General features: G+C 64.0%; 14 protein-coding genes and 2 pseudogenes. 13 read left to right on the plus strand and 3 right to left on the minus strand.

Annotated features, from left to right (window positions below; translation table 11 throughout):
* Positions 1–13: 13 nt before the first annotated feature.
* Both ettA and Q1W26_RS04750 read right to left on the minus strand, forming a co-directional pair.
* Positions 14–1,678, minus strand: a complete 1,665-nt coding sequence (gene ettA / locus Q1W26_RS04745; protein ID WP_300436555.1) for an energy-dependent translational throttle protein EttA — start codon at positions 1,676–1,678, stop codon at positions 14–16.
* Positions 1,679–1,747: 69 nt separating this feature from the next.
* On the minus strand, positions 1,748–3,472 hold the full coding sequence (locus tag Q1W26_RS04750) for an ABC transporter transmembrane domain-containing protein (protein WP_300436556.1): 1,725 nt from the start codon (positions 3,470–3,472) through the stop codon (positions 1,748–1,750).
* Between the two features lie 91 nt (positions 3,473–3,563).
* Here Q1W26_RS04750 and Q1W26_RS04755 point away from each other — a divergent pair, with 91 nt between their 5' ends.
* The 13 genes and pseudogenes from Q1W26_RS04755 to Q1W26_RS04815 all read left to right on the plus strand — a co-directional run bounded on the left by Q1W26_RS04755 (position 3,564) and on the right by Q1W26_RS04815 (position 15,559).
* Positions 3,564–3,965 carry an MAPEG family protein gene (locus Q1W26_RS04755; RefSeq protein ID WP_300436558.1) on the plus strand — a complete coding sequence of 134 codons (402 nt, stop codon included), beginning with the start codon at positions 3,564–3,566 and terminating at the stop codon, positions 3,963–3,965.
* On the plus strand, positions 3,965–5,011 hold the full coding sequence (locus tag Q1W26_RS04760) for a poly(3-hydroxybutyrate) depolymerase (protein ID WP_300436560.1): 1,047 nt from the start codon (positions 3,965–3,967) through the stop codon (positions 5,009–5,011). Before Q1W26_RS04755 ends, Q1W26_RS04760 begins: the two co-directional genes overlap by 1 nt.
* Entirely contained in the window at positions 5,008–6,621 is a 1,614-nt protein-coding gene (locus Q1W26_RS04765; RefSeq protein ID WP_300436562.1) for a sigma 54-interacting transcriptional regulator, read from the plus strand. The genes Q1W26_RS04760 and Q1W26_RS04765 overlap by 4 nt, the downstream gene beginning before the upstream one ends.
* A 258-nt stretch (positions 6,622–6,879) precedes the next feature.
* Complete coding sequence (locus tag Q1W26_RS04770) at positions 6,880–7,440, plus strand: OsmC family protein (protein WP_300436564.1); 561 nt, start codon at positions 6,880–6,882, stop codon at positions 7,438–7,440.
* A gap of 98 nt (positions 7,441–7,538) precedes the next feature.
* Positions 7,539–8,681: an acyl-CoA dehydrogenase family protein gene (locus Q1W26_RS04775; RefSeq protein ID WP_300436565.1), complete on the plus strand. Its 1,143-nt coding sequence runs from the start codon at positions 7,539–7,541 to the stop codon at positions 8,679–8,681.
* A pseudogene (gene rd / locus Q1W26_RS04780) lies at positions 8,678–8,854 on the plus strand (rubredoxin); the annotation flags it as partial. The gene Q1W26_RS04775 and the pseudogene rd, both read left to right, overlap by 4 nt.
* A 60-nt stretch (positions 8,855–8,914) precedes the next feature.
* Positions 8,915–10,018, plus strand: coding sequence for an FAD-dependent oxidoreductase (locus tag Q1W26_RS04785; protein ID WP_300436574.1), 1,104 nt, complete (start codon positions 8,915–8,917; stop codon positions 10,016–10,018).
* 58 nt (positions 10,019–10,076) lie between these two features.
* Entirely contained in the window at positions 10,077–11,474 is a 1,398-nt protein-coding gene (locus tag Q1W26_RS04790) for a CmpA/NrtA family ABC transporter substrate-binding protein (protein ID WP_300436576.1), read from the plus strand.
* 13 nt (positions 11,475–11,487) lie between these two features.
* Positions 11,488–12,357, plus strand: coding sequence for a nitrate ABC transporter permease (ntrB, locus tag Q1W26_RS04795; protein WP_300436566.1), 870 nt, complete (start codon positions 11,488–11,490; stop codon positions 12,355–12,357).
* The gene (locus Q1W26_RS04800; RefSeq protein ID WP_300436567.1) at positions 12,347–13,300 is read left to right on the plus strand and encodes an ABC transporter ATP-binding protein; all 954 of its coding nucleotides are present in this window, start codon (positions 12,347–12,349) and stop codon (positions 13,298–13,300) included. Before ntrB ends, Q1W26_RS04800 begins: the two co-directional genes overlap by 11 nt.
* 54 nt (positions 13,301–13,354) lie before the next feature.
* Positions 13,355–13,804, plus strand: a complete 450-nt coding sequence (cynS, locus tag Q1W26_RS04805) for a cyanase (RefSeq protein WP_300436568.1) — start codon at positions 13,355–13,357, stop codon at positions 13,802–13,804.
* 72 nt (positions 13,805–13,876) lie between these two features.
* Positions 13,877–14,674 (plus strand): sulfite exporter TauE/SafE family protein, encoded by a 798-nt coding sequence (locus tag Q1W26_RS04810; RefSeq protein ID WP_300436570.1) that lies wholly within the window; start codon positions 13,877–13,879, stop codon positions 14,672–14,674.
* Between the two features lie 15 nt (positions 14,675–14,689).
* On the plus strand, positions 14,690–15,559 hold the full coding sequence (locus Q1W26_RS04815) for an MBL fold metallo-hydrolase (protein WP_300436578.1): 870 nt from the start codon (positions 14,690–14,692) through the stop codon (positions 15,557–15,559).
* A gap of 31 nt (positions 15,560–15,590) precedes the next feature.
* Here Q1W26_RS04815 and Q1W26_RS04820 read toward each other — a convergent pair.
* Positions 15,591–15,703, minus strand: a pseudogene (locus Q1W26_RS04820) (ferredoxin--NADP reductase); the annotation flags it as partial.

A 15,703-nucleotide genomic window follows, 5' to 3' on the forward strand; every position in this document is an offset into this window, starting at 1 on the left:
CTTGCTCCAAAAATCAGCGTGCGATCGGCTTGTACCGGATGCGCTTGGGCTTGGCACCTTCCTCGCCGAGGCGCTTTCTCTTGTCTTCTTCGTATTCCTGGTAGTTGCCGGCGAAGAAAGTCCATTGGGAATCGCCTTCTGCCGCCAGGATGTGGGTACAGATGCGGTCCAGGAACCAGCGGTCGTGGGAGATGATCAGCGCGCAGCCGGCAAATTCCAGCAGGGCGTCTTCCAGGGCGCGGAGGGTTTCCACGTCAAGGTCGTTTGACGGTTCGTCGAGCAGCAGCACGTTGCCGCCATCCATCAGCGTCTTGGCCAGGTGCAGACGGCCGCGTTCGCCACCGGAGAGGTTGCCGACGAGCTTCTGCTGGTCGCCGCCCTTGAAGTTGAAGCGGCCGATGTAGGCGCGGCTGGGCATTTCGTACTTGCCGATGGTGAGGATGTCGGCGCCGCCGGCAAGCTCTTCGAACACGGTCTTGCTGCCGTCGAGGCAGTCGCGGGACTGGTCCACATAGGCGATCTTGACCGTGGGTCCGATCACCACGTCGCCCGTGTCCGGCTTGTCCTGGCCGGTGATCATCTTGAACAGGGTCGATTTACCGGCACCGTTGGGGCCGATGATGCCGACGATGGCACCGGCCGGAATGCTGAAGTTGACCTTGTCCATCAGCAGCTTGTCGCCGAAGCCCTTGGAGACGTCGGTAAACTCGATCACCTTGTCGCCCAGGCGCTCGCCCACGGGGATGAAGATTTCCTGGGTTTCGTTGCGCTTCTGGTATTCGACGCTGGCCATTTCCTCGTAGCGGGCCAGGCGGGATTTGCTCTTGGCCTGGCGGGCCTTGGGGTTGGAACGCACCCATTCGAGTTCCTGCTTCATGGCCTTCATGCGGGCGCCTTCCTGCTTGGATTCCTGCTCCAGGCGGGCTTCCTTCTGCTCGAGCCAGCTGGAATAGTTGCCCTTCCAGGGGATGCCGTGACCGCGGTCGAGTTCAAGAATCCACTCGGCGGCGTTGTCGAGGAAGTAGCGGTCGTGGGTGACGGCCACCACGGTGCCCGGGAAGCGCACCAGGAATTGCTCCAGCCATTCGACGGATTCGGCGTCGAGGTGGTTGGTGGGTTCGTCGAGCAGCAGCATGTCGGGGCGCGACAGCAGCAGCTTGCACAGCGCAACGCGGCGCTTTTCACCACCGGACAGGGGGCCGATCTTGGCGTCCCAGGGCGGCAGGCGCAGGGCGTCGGCGGCGATTTCAAGCTGGGTTTCCACGTCGGCGCCACTGGTGGCGATGATGTTTTCGTACCTGGCCTGGAGTTCGGCCAGCTTGTCGAAGTCGGCATCGGGCTCGGCGTAGGCGGCGTACACCTCTTCGAGCTTCTGCTTGGCCTGCATCACTTCGCCGAGGCCGGATTCAACTTCTTCGCGAACGGTTTTTTCGGCGTCGAGCTGCGGCTCCTGGGGCAGGTAGCCGATGGACATGTTGGGCTGCCATTGCACTTCGCCGTCGTATTCCTTGTCGGCGCCGGCCATGATGCGCAACACGGTGGATTTGCCCGAGCCGTTGAGGCCGAGCAGGCCGATCTTGGCGCCGGGGAAGAAGGACAGGGATATGTCCTTGATGATCTGACGCTTGGGCGGGACGACCTTGCTGACACGCAGCATGGACATGACATATTGAGCCATCGGGGTACCTTCGGAGATGCGAAAAAACGAAGGCGCAACTTTACCCGAGTTGGCGGGCGCGGGTTGTGTTCAGGCGACGAACTGGAGCCGCGCGAGGCGGGCATACAGTCCGTCCTCGGCAACAAGCTCGGCGTGACGGCCCTGCTGAACGATGCGGCCGGCGTCGAGCACGATGATGCGGTCGGCCTTTTGCACGGTGGCGAGGCGGTGGGCGATGACCAGCGTGGTGTGCCGGCGCATCAGCCCGTCGAGGGCGGTTTGCACCATGCGTTCGCTTTCGGCATCGAGGGCCGAAGTGGCTTCGTCGAGCAGCAGGATCGGCCGATCGGCGAGGATGGCGCGGGCGATGGCGATGCGCTGGCGCTGGCCGCCGGACAGCCGCACGCCGCGCTCGCCAAGGTCGGTGGCGTAGCCCTCGGGCAGGCCGGCGACGAATTCGTCGGCAAAGGCGGCCACGCTGGCGGCGCGCACTTCGTCGAGGGTGGCGTCGGGGCGGGCGTAGCGCACGTTCTCCAGCACGCTCGTGGCGAAGATCACGGCGTCTTGCGGCACCAGCGCGATGCGTCGGCGCAGGTCGACGGGATTGGCGTCGGTGAGCTTCACGCCATCGACGGTGAGGTGGCCTGCCTGCGGATCATAGAAGCGCAGCAGCAGCTGGAACACCGTGCTTTTTCCCGAGCCAGAAGGCCCGACGAGGGCGACGGTTTCGCCGGGTTCGATCGCGAGGGTGAAGTCGGCCAGCGCGGGCGTGTCGGGTCGGCTCGGGTAGTAAAAGCTCACCTTCTCGAAGGCGATGGCGCCGCGGGCGGGCTCGGGCAAGGCCCGCGGCTCTGCGGGGGCTAGGATGGCCGGCGTGGCGTGGAGGGTTTCCATCAGCCTTTCGGTGGCTCCGGCGGCGCGTTGCAGATCGCCCCACACTTCGGACAGCGCGCCAACGCTGCCGGCCACCAGCGCCGCGTAGAACACGAAGGCGGAAAGCTCGCCGGCCGTGAGCGTGCCGGCCAGCACATCATGGCCGCCAACCCACAGGATGAAGGCGATCGCCCCAAAGACCAGCACCATCACGGCCGCCACCAGCCGCGCCCGGTTGGCGACACGGTTGCGGGCGGTGTCGAAGCTGGCTTCCACCAGGCGCCCGAAGTCGCGGCGGTCGGCGTCTTCGTGGCCATAGGCCTGGACGATGCGGATTTCGTGGATGGTTTCGTCGATGCGGTTGCCCAGTTCGGCGATGCGATCCTGGCTTTCGCGGGCGAGTTTGCGCACCCGGCGGCCGTACAGCACGATGGGCACCACAACCAGCGGAACACCGCCAACGGTGAGCAGGCTGAGCTTGAGGCTGGTGGTGAACAGCATCACCAGCCCGCCGATCAGCAGCAGCGCATTGCGCAGCGCGATGGACAGGCTGGAGCCGATGACGTTTTCGATCTGCGTGGTGTCGGCGGTGAGGCGCGAGATCACTTCGCCGGTGCGGCCCGCTTCGAACCAGGCCGGCGGCAGGCACAGCAGGTGGTCGAAAACGCGGCGCCGGATGTCGGCGGTAACCCGCTCGCCAAGCCATGAAACGTTGTAGAAGCGCAGGTAGGTTGCCGCCGCGAGCACCAGGATGAGGCCGCCCATCGTGGCCAGCGTGCGGTCGAGCCAGGCCGGGTCGCCGGCTGAAAAACCTTTGTCGATGACGGCCCTGAGGCCTTGCCCCACGGCCAGCATGGCACTGGCGGCCAGCACGAGCGCAATGACGGCAACGAGGACGCGGCGGCGGTAAGGGGCGAGAAACTGGAGCAGGGTGCGAAGCATAGGGCGTGGCCGGGCCGTGGGGAGATGTAATGCGAAGTATGGGGGAGGGGCGGTAAGCTAGGCGCTTCTGTCTTCTGGAAGTCTTCTTGCCATGCTGTCTTCTTCTCCCCTGACGGCCGGGGTCACGCTGTTGATCGTCCTTTTGATGTTCGGCACCTGTTTTGCCGTGGGCAAGGGCCGCCACCGCTACGGCGTCAAGGCGCCGTCCGTGACCGGCCACCCGACTTTCGAACGCCTGTACCGGGTGCAGATGAACACCCTCGAATGGACGGCCATGTGCCTGCCCTGCCTGTGGATTTGCGCTGCCTATGTGAACGATGGCGTCGCTGCCGGGCTGGGCGCCGTGTGGCTGGTCGGGCGCGTCTGGTATGCGATCGGTTACGCAAAGGAGCCGGCGCTGCGGGCGCGGGGTTTCACGCTTGCCGCGCTGGCCTTCGGGGCCTTGGGGCTGGCGGCGGGCGGTGGCGTGTTGTGGCGTTTGCTGGGGGCGTGATGATGAAGCTGCGGGCACTTTTTGTTTTGCTTGGCGCAGGCCTCCCGTCCATCGGCCTGGCGGCGCCAGCCTTGCCGGCGCTGGGGTCGGACAGCTCGACGCTGACGGTGTCCGGCATTTCGTCGGGCGGTTACATGGCGGTGCAGTTTCAGGTGGCCTACTCAAAGCTGGTGAAGGGCGCGGGAATCATCGCGGCAGGGCCTTACGATTGCGCCGAGGGCAGCGCCGTGCGTGCGCTCTCCAACTGCATGTCGCCAACCCGCTGGGCGCAGCCGCCTGCGCCCGGTGACGTCAAGGCGCGCATGGAATCCCGCGCGCGGCTCGATCTGATCGACCCGCCGGCGGCGCTTGCCGACGACAAGGTGTGGGTGCTCACCGGCGGGGCCGACCACACGGTCGAGCGGCCGGTGGTGGATGCGCTGGTGGGCTTCTACAAGGCTTGGGTGCCGGCCGGGTCGATCCGGCTGGTGACGCTGCCTGACGCCGGCCACGCGATGATTTCGGTCTCGGACACCAAGCCCAACGCCTGCGATACGTCCGAGCCGCCGTATATCAACCGCTGCGGCGATTTCGATGCGCCCGGCGAGTTGCTCGGCCATCTGCTCGGCAAGCTCAAGCCGAAGTCCGTTCCCGAGCCGGGCCATCTTGTCACCTTCGATCAGCGGCCCTTTACTGGCGGCCTGCCGGCGGACATCAGCATGGGCGAGCAGGGCTTTGCCTACATACCGGCAAGCTGCAGGGCGGGCGGTTGCCGGGTGCACGTGGCCTTTCATGGCTGCAGGCAGGGCGAGGACCAGGTCGGCCGGCGCTTTGTCGAAGGTGCCGGCTACAACGCCTGGGCCGAGACGAACCGGCTGGTCGTGCTGTATCCGCAGGCCGTGGCGCGCAACGGGCTGGCGGCGGGGTCGATGCGCTGGATGTACAACCCCAAGGGCTGCTGGGACTGGTGGGGTTACAGCGCGGTGGACTACGCCACCCGCAACGCCCCGCAGATGGTCGCGGTGCGAAAGATGATCGCCCGGCTGGCCGAAGGGGTCGAGCAGTGATCAAAGCCGTCAATACGGATACCGACTCCGAGCGTTCTCCGACGTTCTGGCGCGAGCAGGAAATGTTGCTGCTCCAGCAGGTCATGGGGCTTGTCGGCAAGAGCCTCGCGCCCGATGTGGTCTTTCGGGAGATCCTCCACTTGATGTCGGAACTCCTGGGGCTGAACCGCGGGCGCGTGGTGTTGCTCGATGAGGACGGCAAAGCTTGCCGCATTTGTCACGCCTACGGGCTGACACGCGCTGAAGTTGAGCGGGGCTGTTATCGGCTCGATGAAGGAGTCACGGGTCAGGTCATGTCTTCCGGGCAGCTGATCATCGTTCAGGACATCGATCTTGAGGAGCGTTTTCTGGCCCGTGCGGTAGAGCGGGCCAAGCTGCCCCAGGGGCCGGTTTCTTTCATAGCCCTGCCGATTCGTTTTGGCGCGGTGACGGCTGGCGTGCTGGCCTGTCACCGCATCCGAAGGCGCACTCGTTCGCTGGCCGACGATCTGTCGATGTTGCGCATCCTGGCCACCCTGGTTGGCCAGTTGCTGCACCTGCAGTCGATGGTCGAGGCGAAGACCCGGGCGCTTGAAGAGCAGAACGAGATTCTGACGCACGCCCTGGAACACGAAGCCGCGCGTTACGGCATCATCGGAACCTCGGCTCCTTTGCTGCGGGCGATTTCAGAACTGGAACGCGTGTCCGACGCAACCGCGAGTGTGCTGCTGCTTGGCGAATCGGGGACCGGGAAGGAGTTGTTTGCCCGTGCCCTTCATCTGGCCAGCCCGCGGCGCGACAAGCCTTTCATCAAGGTGAATTGCGCGGCGATACCGGATACCTTGTTCGAGTCCGAGCTGTTCGGCTACGAGCGCGGCGCCTTTACCGGCGCGACCAGCACTCGGGAAGGTCTGTTCGAGCAGGCCGACCAGGGCACGATATTCCTCGACGAAATCGGAGAGCTTCCGCTGTCGATGCAGGGCAAGTTGCTCCGCACCCTGCAGGAAGGGACGATCACCCACCTTGGGGGCAAGCGGGAGTTTCGCATCGACGTCCGTCTCGTTGCGGCCACCAACCGGGACCTCGAAATGGAGGTGGCGCGGGGGCTGTTTCGGCAGGATCTGTACTACAGGCTCAACGTCATTCCCATCCATCTGCCCTCGCTCGCAGAGCGCCGTGGCGACATTCGGGCCTTGGCCATCCATTTTCTGAGCCGCACCAACCAGGTCAATCAGCGAAATGTGAACCTGGCGCCGGACGCTTTCGCGCGTATCGAGGCGCATTCCTGGCCAGGCAACATCCGTGAGCTTGCAAATCTGATTGAACGCATCGTTCTGCTTGCCGAAAAACCCATTCTCGGTGCGGCCGACATCGAGCGCTTCATGCCGGCGGGTGAGAGTGTGGCTTCGCCGGCAGCAAGGGGGGCGGTGAAGGCAATGACGGAGCCCGTATTTGCGCCCCTCGGTCTCGTTCGTCCTTATGTCAGCGCGGCCTCCCACTCGGCCGACGAGTTGAGCCAGGCCCTCGAGGCCTGCGGTGGCAACAAATCCCGTGCGGCCCAGATGCTGGGCCTTACCGGGCGCCAATTTAGCTACAGGTGGCAAAAGCTGGGTCTTGCACCGCTCGGGTAACGCTGCCCATTTTTGTGTTTTGACTTTTTCGACGCCTCACAAATTGTTAACAATGTTGACAATTTGTGAGGCGTCGGCGCGTTTGGTCTTCGCTGAATTGTGTTCAAAAAATATAAATAGTCGTTTTTTATTAATGGGTTAAGTAAGAAATAAACACTCTGGCACGGGCTTTGCAATTGGATAGTCAAGTCCTTCGGTTTTTCGATTGACTGATAGCGACAGCAAACGCTGAACGCACGACTACCCAGGAGAAAAGTCTTGACCACCGCTACCGCTACCGCCGCCCCCACGACCATCAAGTCCTACCTGCGTCCAATCGACCGGGAGGGGCTGCTGCAGTTCGCGGCCTCCGGGCGCGACAACCCCGAGCGCAAAGGCACCAACAAGGTCCATACCGTCATGCAGGGGCAATTCCGCTCCTGGAGCTATGTGGGCATCCATAACCCGGTCATCGTCGACGAGCCGCTGCACTTGTTCGGAGAGAACACTGCGCCGGCCCCCGGAGAAGTCGTCCTGTCCGCGCTCGGCGGCTGCCTCAGCGTGGGCATCACCGCGGTAGCCACCTTTCGCCAGGTCAAGCTCTCCCGCCTTGAGGTCTTCATGGAGGCGGATATCGGCAATACCGCAGCCTGGGGCGCAGGGGGGGCGGATCGCCAACCCGAGCAAATGGGCTTCCAGGAAATCCGGGTCAAGGTGCTCATCGAGGGGGACGCCAGCCGCGAGGTGCTGGACGACATCGTGAAACACGCGAACTTCTGTTCGCCGGTGGCCAACACGATGCGCAACCCCATTCCGTTCTCGATCGAACTCACCCACTGAGCCCCGGAGGAGGGGGGCGCGGTGCCGGCACGCAGCGCTGGTGTTCCGGCGCCCTCCCTTTCGACACCCGATACGCCCGCCTCTCCGGAGAACCTGCCATGAACCCTGCTGATGCCACCCCTTTGATCTTTGACGCTTCCTGGTCTGACAGCCAGGTCATGGAGCGAGTTACCACCATTGCCGATGGTGCGTTGGCAGACGCGGCCTATCGCATCGACCACGAGGGGCACTATCCGCTCGATCTGATGGGTTCCCTTGGCGAGGCTGGCGCCTTCGCCGCTCACCTGGACATGAACGGTGCCCGCTACGGCCTGGCCCTCGACGCCATGCGGGCAATCAGCCGCCGTTGTGGCTCCACGGGCTTTCTGGCCTGGTGTCACGATGTGTGCGGCTTGTACATGGAGCAATCCGGCAATCCCGCGCTGACTGGCACCGTGCTCAGGGATCACGCACTCGGCCTCAGTTTTGGCGGCACGGCTTTGTCCAATCCGATGAAGGCACTGGCCGGCATCGAGAAGATGCTCTTGCGCGCCACGAAGGTGCCTGGTGGCTACAGGGTCAGCGGGGCACTTCCGTGGGTCAGTCATATTGCTCGCGGCCAGTATTGCGGTGCCATCGCGGGTGTGATGAAAGACGACGGCAGTCGTTCCCACGAGATCATGTTCCTGCTTCGCTTCACCGAGGACGTGGTGCTGCGTCCGTGTCCGGAGTTCTCCGGAATGGAAGGCACCAGCACCTGGGGGGTGCGTCTCGATGACTACTTCGTTGGCGAGGACACCCTCATCGCGGATCCGGCCAGGCCCTTCATCAGTCGCATCCGGGCTGCTTTCGTGCTGCTTCAGGCGGGTATGGCGGTGGGGGTAACCCAGGGGTGCATCGACTCCATGAGGGAGGTCGAGCCGCTCCTCGGGCATGTGAATCAATACCTGCATGACCGCCCGCAAGAACTCCAGGCCGAGTACGACGAGCTGGGCGCCCGCGTGTCCCGCCTGGCCCTCACGCCCTACGACGGCAGCAAGGATTACCTGCTCGAAGTGCTCGATGCCCGCACCCAGGGCGCCGAGTTGGCCCTGCGGGCCTCCCAGTCGGCCTTGCTGCACCAGGGGGCTCGCGGTTACCTGATGCATTCCGCGCCTCAGCGACGCATCCGCGAAGCCCATTTCATCGCCATCGTCACCCCGGCGATCAAGCACCTGCGCTGGGAAATGGCCCGGCTGTCGAAAGAGGAGATGCCGGCATGAATGCACCCTGGAAGCAGTTTCTGTGTCGTGCCTGCGGATTGATCTACGACGAGGAGAAGGGCGATCCGGATAGCGGAATAGCACCCGGCACCCGCTTCGAGGACATTCCCGCCGATTGGGTCTGCCCCCTTTGCGGTGTGGTGAAGGCGGATTTCGAGCCCTATGACAATTCGCTTGCATTGACGGCCACCTGCGCTACCAGCCGGGTGGTGCGCGAGACCGGTATCGTCATCGTGGGGGCTGGCTGCGCCGGCTGGGCCGCGGCGGAGGCCGTGCGCGCACTGGATGCCCATGTTCCGATCACCATGATCAGCGCCTGCGCCGGTGATCGCTACCACAAGCCGGAGCTCTCCATTGCCCTGAGCCGCGGCGCCACGCCCGACAAACTGGTGCGGGAGAAGGCTGCCGACGCGGCGCTCCGTCTGGGCATCCGGCTGCTCAACGATACGGTGGTGGTCGGCCTGTCGCCCGGGCTCCATCAGATCCGTACCACCCGGGGAAGCTTTCGCTACACCGGCCTGGTGCTGGCACAGGGCGCCCGTCCGGCGGTGCCGGCAGTGCTGCCTGCCGATCTGTGCTGGAGGATCAACGATCTGGCCAGCTGGAGTGGCCTCAGCCAGCGTCTGCGAGGCCCCGTCAAGCACGTTGCCATCGTCGGGGCCGGCATGGTCGGTTGCGAGTTGGCAGAAGATTTCGCCCGCTCCGGCCACCAGGTTTCCCTCCTGGACACACAGGCCGCACCGCTGGCCAGCCTCTTGCCGCCGGCCGCCGCCGAGCGCCTCAAGCACAGCCTGGAAAACCTTGGCGTGCGCTTCCTGGGGGCGGTGCAGGTGGCCGCAGTGACACGCGGAGAGAATGGCCGCAAGCAGATCGTCACCGCCTGCGGGCAGATTCTGGAGGCCGACGAGGTGGTTGCCGCCACGGGTCTGGTAACCGACTCACGCATCGCCCGAATCGCCGGACTTGCCTACGAACGCGGCGTGGTTGTGGATCCCGCCACCCTCAGGAGCAGTGCCCCGGACGTCTATGCCCTGGGCGACTGCATCAGTCTCAACGGCATGCCCTGCCGCTTCATCGAACCCATTGCCCACCAGGCGAGTGTGCTTGCCCGCGGTGTCCTCGGCCTTGCCGCCCACGAGGGCTACCGCCACCGGCCGCCAGTGATCCGTCTGAAGACCCGGCTGCTGCCCGTTGTCATCGAGGGTTTGCCGGTTGCCGGCGGCGAGTGGCGGGTGATCTCGGAGGACGCGGACTTCCTCGCCATGGAGCAGTGGTCCGCGGGAAGCCTGCAGGCGCGTCTGAATGTGGGCACGCCGCGGCGGCAACTGGCCGCCTGAGCCGAGGCCGCCCCGCCACACAACACTCATCTTTCCATCCCGATAGAGGCCCTTGACCATGAAGAACGACACGCTCTACCGCCCGTATTCGGCGGATGTGAACCTGAATGGCTGTTCCTGCGGTCAGCACGCCACTCAGAACGAGCACAACGCCGACGAAATCCGGGCCCGCCAACTGCGCGGTGGCGACCCGGAAGCCCTGTCCGGCGATTTCATCGAAGCCGCCGCCGTGCGGGCGCTGTTTCCCGAAGACGCAACGCGCCGTCGCTTCCTCAGAGCCGTAGGCGCGAGCACCGCGATCGCAGCCATCGCCAGTGTGCTGCCCATCTCTGACTTGCAGGCTGCCGCCCTCGACAAGCCGGGTCCGCTCGAAAAGAAGGATCTGAAGATCGGCTTCATTCCGATTAACTGCGCCACGCCGCTGATCATGGCCGACCCGATGGGCTTCTATAAGCAGCAGGGGCTCAATGTCACCCTGCACAAGACCGCGGGCTGGGCGCTGGTTCGCGACCACATGCTCAACGGCGAGCTGGATGCCTCCCACTTCCTGGCGCCGATGCCGCTGGCCATTGCCATGGGGCTCGGTTCCTCTCCTCAGCCGATGCGCGTAGCGACCATCCAGAATGTCAATGGCCAGGCCATTACGCTGGCCCTCAAGCACAAGGACAACCGCGACCCGCGCAACTGGAAGGGCTTCAAGTTTGCGATTCCTTTCGAGTTCTCGATGCACAACTTTCTGCTCCGCTACTACCTGGCCGAGCACGGCCTCGACCCGGACAGGGATGTGCAGCTCCGCGTCACCCCGCCCGCCGAGATGATCGCCAACCTGCGTGCTGGCAACATCGACGGCTTTCTGGGCCCCGACCCCTTCAACCAGCGTGCCGTATATGACCAGATCGGCTTCATTCACATCTTGTCCAAGGACATCTGGAATGGTCATCCCTGCTGCTCCTTCGGCACTTCAAAAGGTTTCATCGACAAGAACCCCAACACGTTCGCGGCCCTCTACCGTGCCGTGCTGAACGCCGCTGCCATGGCCCGCAAGCCCGAGAGCCGGGCGGACATCGCCAAGGCCATCGCCGCCCCCAACTATCTCAACCAGCCCGAGACGGTGATTTTTCAGGCCCTCAGCGGCCGCTTTGCGGATGGCCTGGGTAACGTGCGCAACGAGCCCGATCGGGCCGACTTCGATCCGGTGCCGTGGTATTCGATGGCCACCTGGATGCTGACCCAGATGAAACGCTGGGGTTACGTAAAGGGCGAGGTGAATTACAGGGCGCTGGCCGAACAGGTCTTCCTGCTCACCGATGCCCGCCGCCTGATGAAGGAGCTGGGCCAGCCGGTGGCGGAGCAGCGCATTCATGCCGGCTACCGCAAGTTCAGCGTGATGGGGCGCGAATTCGACCCGGCGCGGCCGGAGCCCTACATCAATGGCTTCGCCATCAAGCGCACGTGAGGGAGGCGAAACCATGAAAGCATCTCTCTCCTTGCGCGCCGGCCTGCTCTCAGTCCTGCTGCTGATTCTCCTGGTGGGGATATGGCATTTGTCTACGGCCACGAGCCCGGTATCTGGCCGTCCCGCGGTGAGCGGCGCGGTCGATGCCGAGTACGCCGCACTGATGGGCAATGGGCCGGCCGCGGCCACCGACAAGAAGGTCGACGGCTTTCCGACGCCGTTGCAGTTTCTCCACGTGGCTGCGGACAAGCTTGCCGATCCCTTTTACGACCATGGGCCCAACGACAAGGGCGTGGGTATCCAGCTGGCCCATTCACTGGGACGGGTTGCCCTGGGCTACCTGATTGCCCTGGCGGTGGCGGTGCCGCTGGGCTTCGTGATCGGCATGTCGCCGCTCATGTACCGCGCCCTGGACCCCTTCATCCAGGTGCTCAAGCCGATCTCGCCCCTGGCCTGGATGCCTATCGCCCTCTACACGATCAAGGACTCCTCGGTGTCCGGCATCTTCGTGATCTTCATCTGCTCGATCTGGCCGATGCTGATCAATACCGCTTTCGGTGTTGCCGGGGTCCGTAAGGATTGGCTCAACGTAGCCCGCACGCTGGAGGTGAGCCCGCTGCGCAAGGCCTTTCAGGTGATCCTGCCGGCGGCCGCGCCGACCATCATCACCGGAATGCGCATCTCGATGGGCATCGCCTGGCTGGTGATCGTTGCGGCCGAGATGCTCATCGGTGGTACCGGTATCGGCTACTTCGTATGGAACGAATGGAACAACCTGTCCCTGGCCAACGTGATCTTCGCGGTGCTGCTGATCGGCCTGGTCGGGATGTTTCTCGATCTGATGTTTGCCCAACTCCAGAAGAAGGTGACCTATGCGGAATAAGGAAAACGGCAATCCCAAGGTGGGCGCTGCGGGGAAGGCGGCTTCCGCTTTCGTCAAGGTCGAGGGGCTGGGCAAGCGTTACCGGGCCGACCAGCCGCCGGTCTTCGACAACGTCAGCTTCGGCATCGACAAGGGGGAGTTCATCTGCATCATCGGCCACTCCGGCTGTGGCAAGAGCACCATCCTCAACGTTCTCGCCGGGCTGGAAGAGGCCAGCAGCGGTTGCGTGATCATGGACAACCGGGAGGTTTCCGGTCCCAGCCTTGATCGCGGCGTGGTGTTCCAGAGCCACGCACTGCTGCCCTGGCTGACGGTCGAGGAGAACATCGCCTTCGCCGTGCGCTCCCGCCACACGGACTGGTCGCGTCAGCGGATCGCGGCTCACGCCGCGCGCTTCATCGAGATGGTTGGCCTGGCCCACGCCGCGAAGAAAAAGCCTTCGGAGCTGTCCGGCGGCATGAAACAGCGCGTGGGCATTGCGCGGGCTTTTTCGGTCGAACCGAAGATGCTTCTGATGGACGAGCCCTTTGGCGCACTGGATGCCCTGACCCGTGGGGTGATCCAGGACGAGCTTCTCAGGATCTGCACTGAAACGCATCAGACGGTGTTCATGATCACCCACGACGTGGACGAAGCGATCCTGTTGGCCGACCGCATTTTTCTGATGAGCAACGGCCCCCAGGCGCGCATTGCCGAGATTGTCGTCAATACGATGCCCCGTGACCGGGTGCGCGAGACGATCCACCACGACCCGCAGTTCTACCGCATCCGTAACCACCTGGTCGACTTCCTGGTGCGCCGTTCCAAGTCAATCCAGCAGGCAGGCAGCCCGGTCGCCGAACTGGCTACCACCCGAATCGTCCGCCCCGGGCTGGAAGAAACCCCTTTGTCTGATGGCCTGTGCGAAGCCACCACCAATTCGCGCTTCACCGCCGTGGCCTGAGCGCTGTGTGCGGATGCTGCCCTGATTTACCCAACCCCAATCCAGGAGAACAAGATGATTTCCGACCGCAATGAAGTGACTGCAATGATCCTTTCCGCCAAGGTGAGCAAGGGCATCAAGTGGGGCCAGGTGGCCGAAGCCATCGGTCTGAGCAAGGAGTGGACCACTGCAGGCTGTCTGGGCCAGATGACCTTCACCAAGGCCCAGGCCGAGACCGTCGGTGAGCTTTTTGGCTTGTCCGACGAAGCCGTCGCCTGGCTGCAGGTCGTGCCCTACAAGGGCTCGCTGCCCAGCGCGGTGCCCACGGATCCGCTGATCTATCGCTGGTACGAGATCGTCAGTGTGTATGGCACCACGATCAAGGAGCTGATCCACGAGGAATTTGGCGACGGGATCATGAGCGCGATTGATTTCTCGATGGACATACAGCGCCAGGAAGACCCGAAAGGGGATCGGGTCAATGTGGTGCTGTCCGGCAAGTTCCTTCCCTACAAGAGCTACTGACCCCTTTGGCGGGCTCGTTCGCGGGCCCGCTGACTTCCTGCTTTCCGTTTCCACATCTGCCCGGACCCGCTTATGTTCACCGGCATCGCGCTTGGATCCATCGTTGGTATGTTGCTCGGGCTGACCGGGGCTGGAGGCGGGGTGCTGGCCGTGCCGGTGCTCATGCTGGGCCTCGGCATGAGCATGACGGAGGCCACGCCGGTTGCGCTCATTGCCGTTGGCAGTGCCGCGTGGCTGGGCGGTCTGGCCGGTTTGCGCCAGGGCCTGGTGCGTTACCGGGCCGCCCTGCTGATGGCCTGCCTCGGCGCCCTCAGCGCACCGGTCGGTGTGAGCCTCGCCCACAGGCTTTCTCCGGCGGTGCTGGTTGCCGTTTTTTGTGCCGTGTTGTGCCTGATCGCGTTTCGCATGCTCGGTGCGGCAAGCGCCGGCGCGCATGACCCGGAGAGCGGGCACCTCGACCGCAACTGCATGATCAACCCCGCCACAGGGCGATTTCGCTGGAACCTGCGGTGTTCCACCACCCTGGCCGCTACCGGCAGCCTCGCCGGGCTGTTCACCGGAATGCTGGGCGTTGGCGGAGGCTTCCTGATCGTCCCGGCCTTCCGCCAGTACAGCGACCTCACCATGGCGGCCAGTGCGGCCACATCCCTTGCGGTCATCGCCCTGGTGTCTTCCACGACGGTACTCGGCAGCCTGCTTGGCGGTGCAGAGATAAGCGCGCTGGGCTGGGTGTTCATCGCAGCAACCGGAGTGGGCATGATCGCGGGTCGCAGCGTTGCGATCCGCATTCCCGGGCGCTGGCTGCAGATCGGCTTTGCCGGGGCTGTGTTGCTGGTCGCTACCGTGTGGCTTGCCAAAACCTTTTTCTGATTCTGGATGACGAGCATGCAGCCCTGCGTGGAAGCCTTTTTCGACCCCGCCACAGCCACCTTCAGCTATGTCGTCTACGAGGCCAGGGGGTCGGCCTGCGCCATTGTCGACGCGGTACTGGATTACGACCACCGCTCCGGCTGTGTTTCAACACGCAATGCCGGCCGGATCGTCGACTTCGTGCGTGCCCAGCGCCTGACGGTGGAGTGGCTGCTGGAAACCCACGCTCACGCAGACCATCTTTCTGCGGCGGCCTTCCTGCGCAAGGAGCTCGGCGGGCGTATCGCCATCAGCGCCCACATCCAGGAGGTACAGCACGCTTTTCGGCACACTTTCAACCTGGAGCCCGGCTTTCTTTCGGACGGCTCCCAGTTCGATCACCTCTTTGGCGACGACGAGAGTTTCCAGATCGGCAACCTGACCGCCGTTGCAATGCATGTACCGGGACATACCCCTGCCGACATCGCCTACAAAGTTGGCGAAAGCGCCGTATTTGTCGGAGACACCCTGTTCATGCCGGATATCGGCACCGCCCGGTGCGACTTTCCCGGCGGCAGCGCTGCACAGCTTTATCGCTCGATCCAGCGCATCCTTGCGCTTCCGGCCGATACGCGCCTCTACCTCTGTCACGATTACCCACCTAATCAGCGGGCACCGAATCACTGCTGCACCGTGCTGCAACAGAGAAAGGCGAATATCCACGTCCGGGATGGCGTTCAGGAGAGCGAGTTCATCTCGATGCGTAGCCTGCGTGACGCGAGTCTCGAGCTGCCCTTGCTGATCGTGCCCTCAATCCAGGTCAACATCCGTGCCGGCGAGATGCCTCCGCCGGAAGCCAACGGCGTGTGCTATCTGAAGATGCCGATCAATTTCTTCGGTCATTAACGCCGAGGCCCCGGAGCGCCTCGCCAGGCATTCACTTCTCGACAAAAGCCCGCTCGATGATGTAGTCGCCCGGGGCGCCGATGTGCGGCGAAATCTTGAAGCCGCGCGCATCGAGCATCTTGCAGGTGTCGTCGAGCATGGCCG

The sequence above is a fragment of the Zoogloea sp. genome, from assembly GCF_030157465.1.
Lineage (GTDB): Bacteria > Pseudomonadota > Gammaproteobacteria > Burkholderiales > Rhodocyclaceae > Zoogloea.

Coding starts and splice junctions, on each gene's coding strand:
- ettA (WP_300436555.1), bottom strand. CDS start 1,678: ATGGCTCAATATGTCATGTCCATGCTGCGTGTCAGCAAGGTCGTCCCG.
- Q1W26_RS04750 (WP_300436556.1), bottom strand. CDS start 3,472: ATGCTTCGCACCCTGCTCCAGTTTCTCGCCCCTTACCGCCGCCGCGTC.
- Q1W26_RS04755 (WP_300436558.1), top strand. CDS start 3,564: ATGCTGTCTTCTTCTCCCCTGACGGCCGGGGTCACGCTGTTGATCGTC.
- Q1W26_RS04760 (WP_300436560.1), top strand. CDS start 3,965: ATGATGAAGCTGCGGGCACTTTTTGTTTTGCTTGGCGCAGGCCTCCCG.
- Q1W26_RS04775 (WP_300436565.1), top strand. CDS start 7,539: ATGAACCCTGCTGATGCCACCCCTTTGATCTTTGACGCTTCCTGGTCT.
- Q1W26_RS04790 (WP_300436576.1), top strand. CDS start 10,077: ATGAAGAACGACACGCTCTACCGCCCGTATTCGGCGGATGTGAACCTG.
- ntrB (WP_300436566.1), top strand. CDS start 11,488: ATGAAAGCATCTCTCTCCTTGCGCGCCGGCCTGCTCTCAGTCCTGCTG.
- Q1W26_RS04800 (WP_300436567.1), top strand. CDS start 12,347: ATGCGGAATAAGGAAAACGGCAATCCCAAGGTGGGCGCTGCGGGGAAG.
- cynS (WP_300436568.1), top strand. CDS start 13,355: ATGATTTCCGACCGCAATGAAGTGACTGCAATGATCCTTTCCGCCAAG.
- Q1W26_RS04810 (WP_300436570.1), top strand. CDS start 13,877: ATGTTCACCGGCATCGCGCTTGGATCCATCGTTGGTATGTTGCTCGGG.
- Q1W26_RS04815 (WP_300436578.1), top strand. CDS start 14,690: ATGCAGCCCTGCGTGGAAGCCTTTTTCGACCCCGCCACAGCCACCTTC.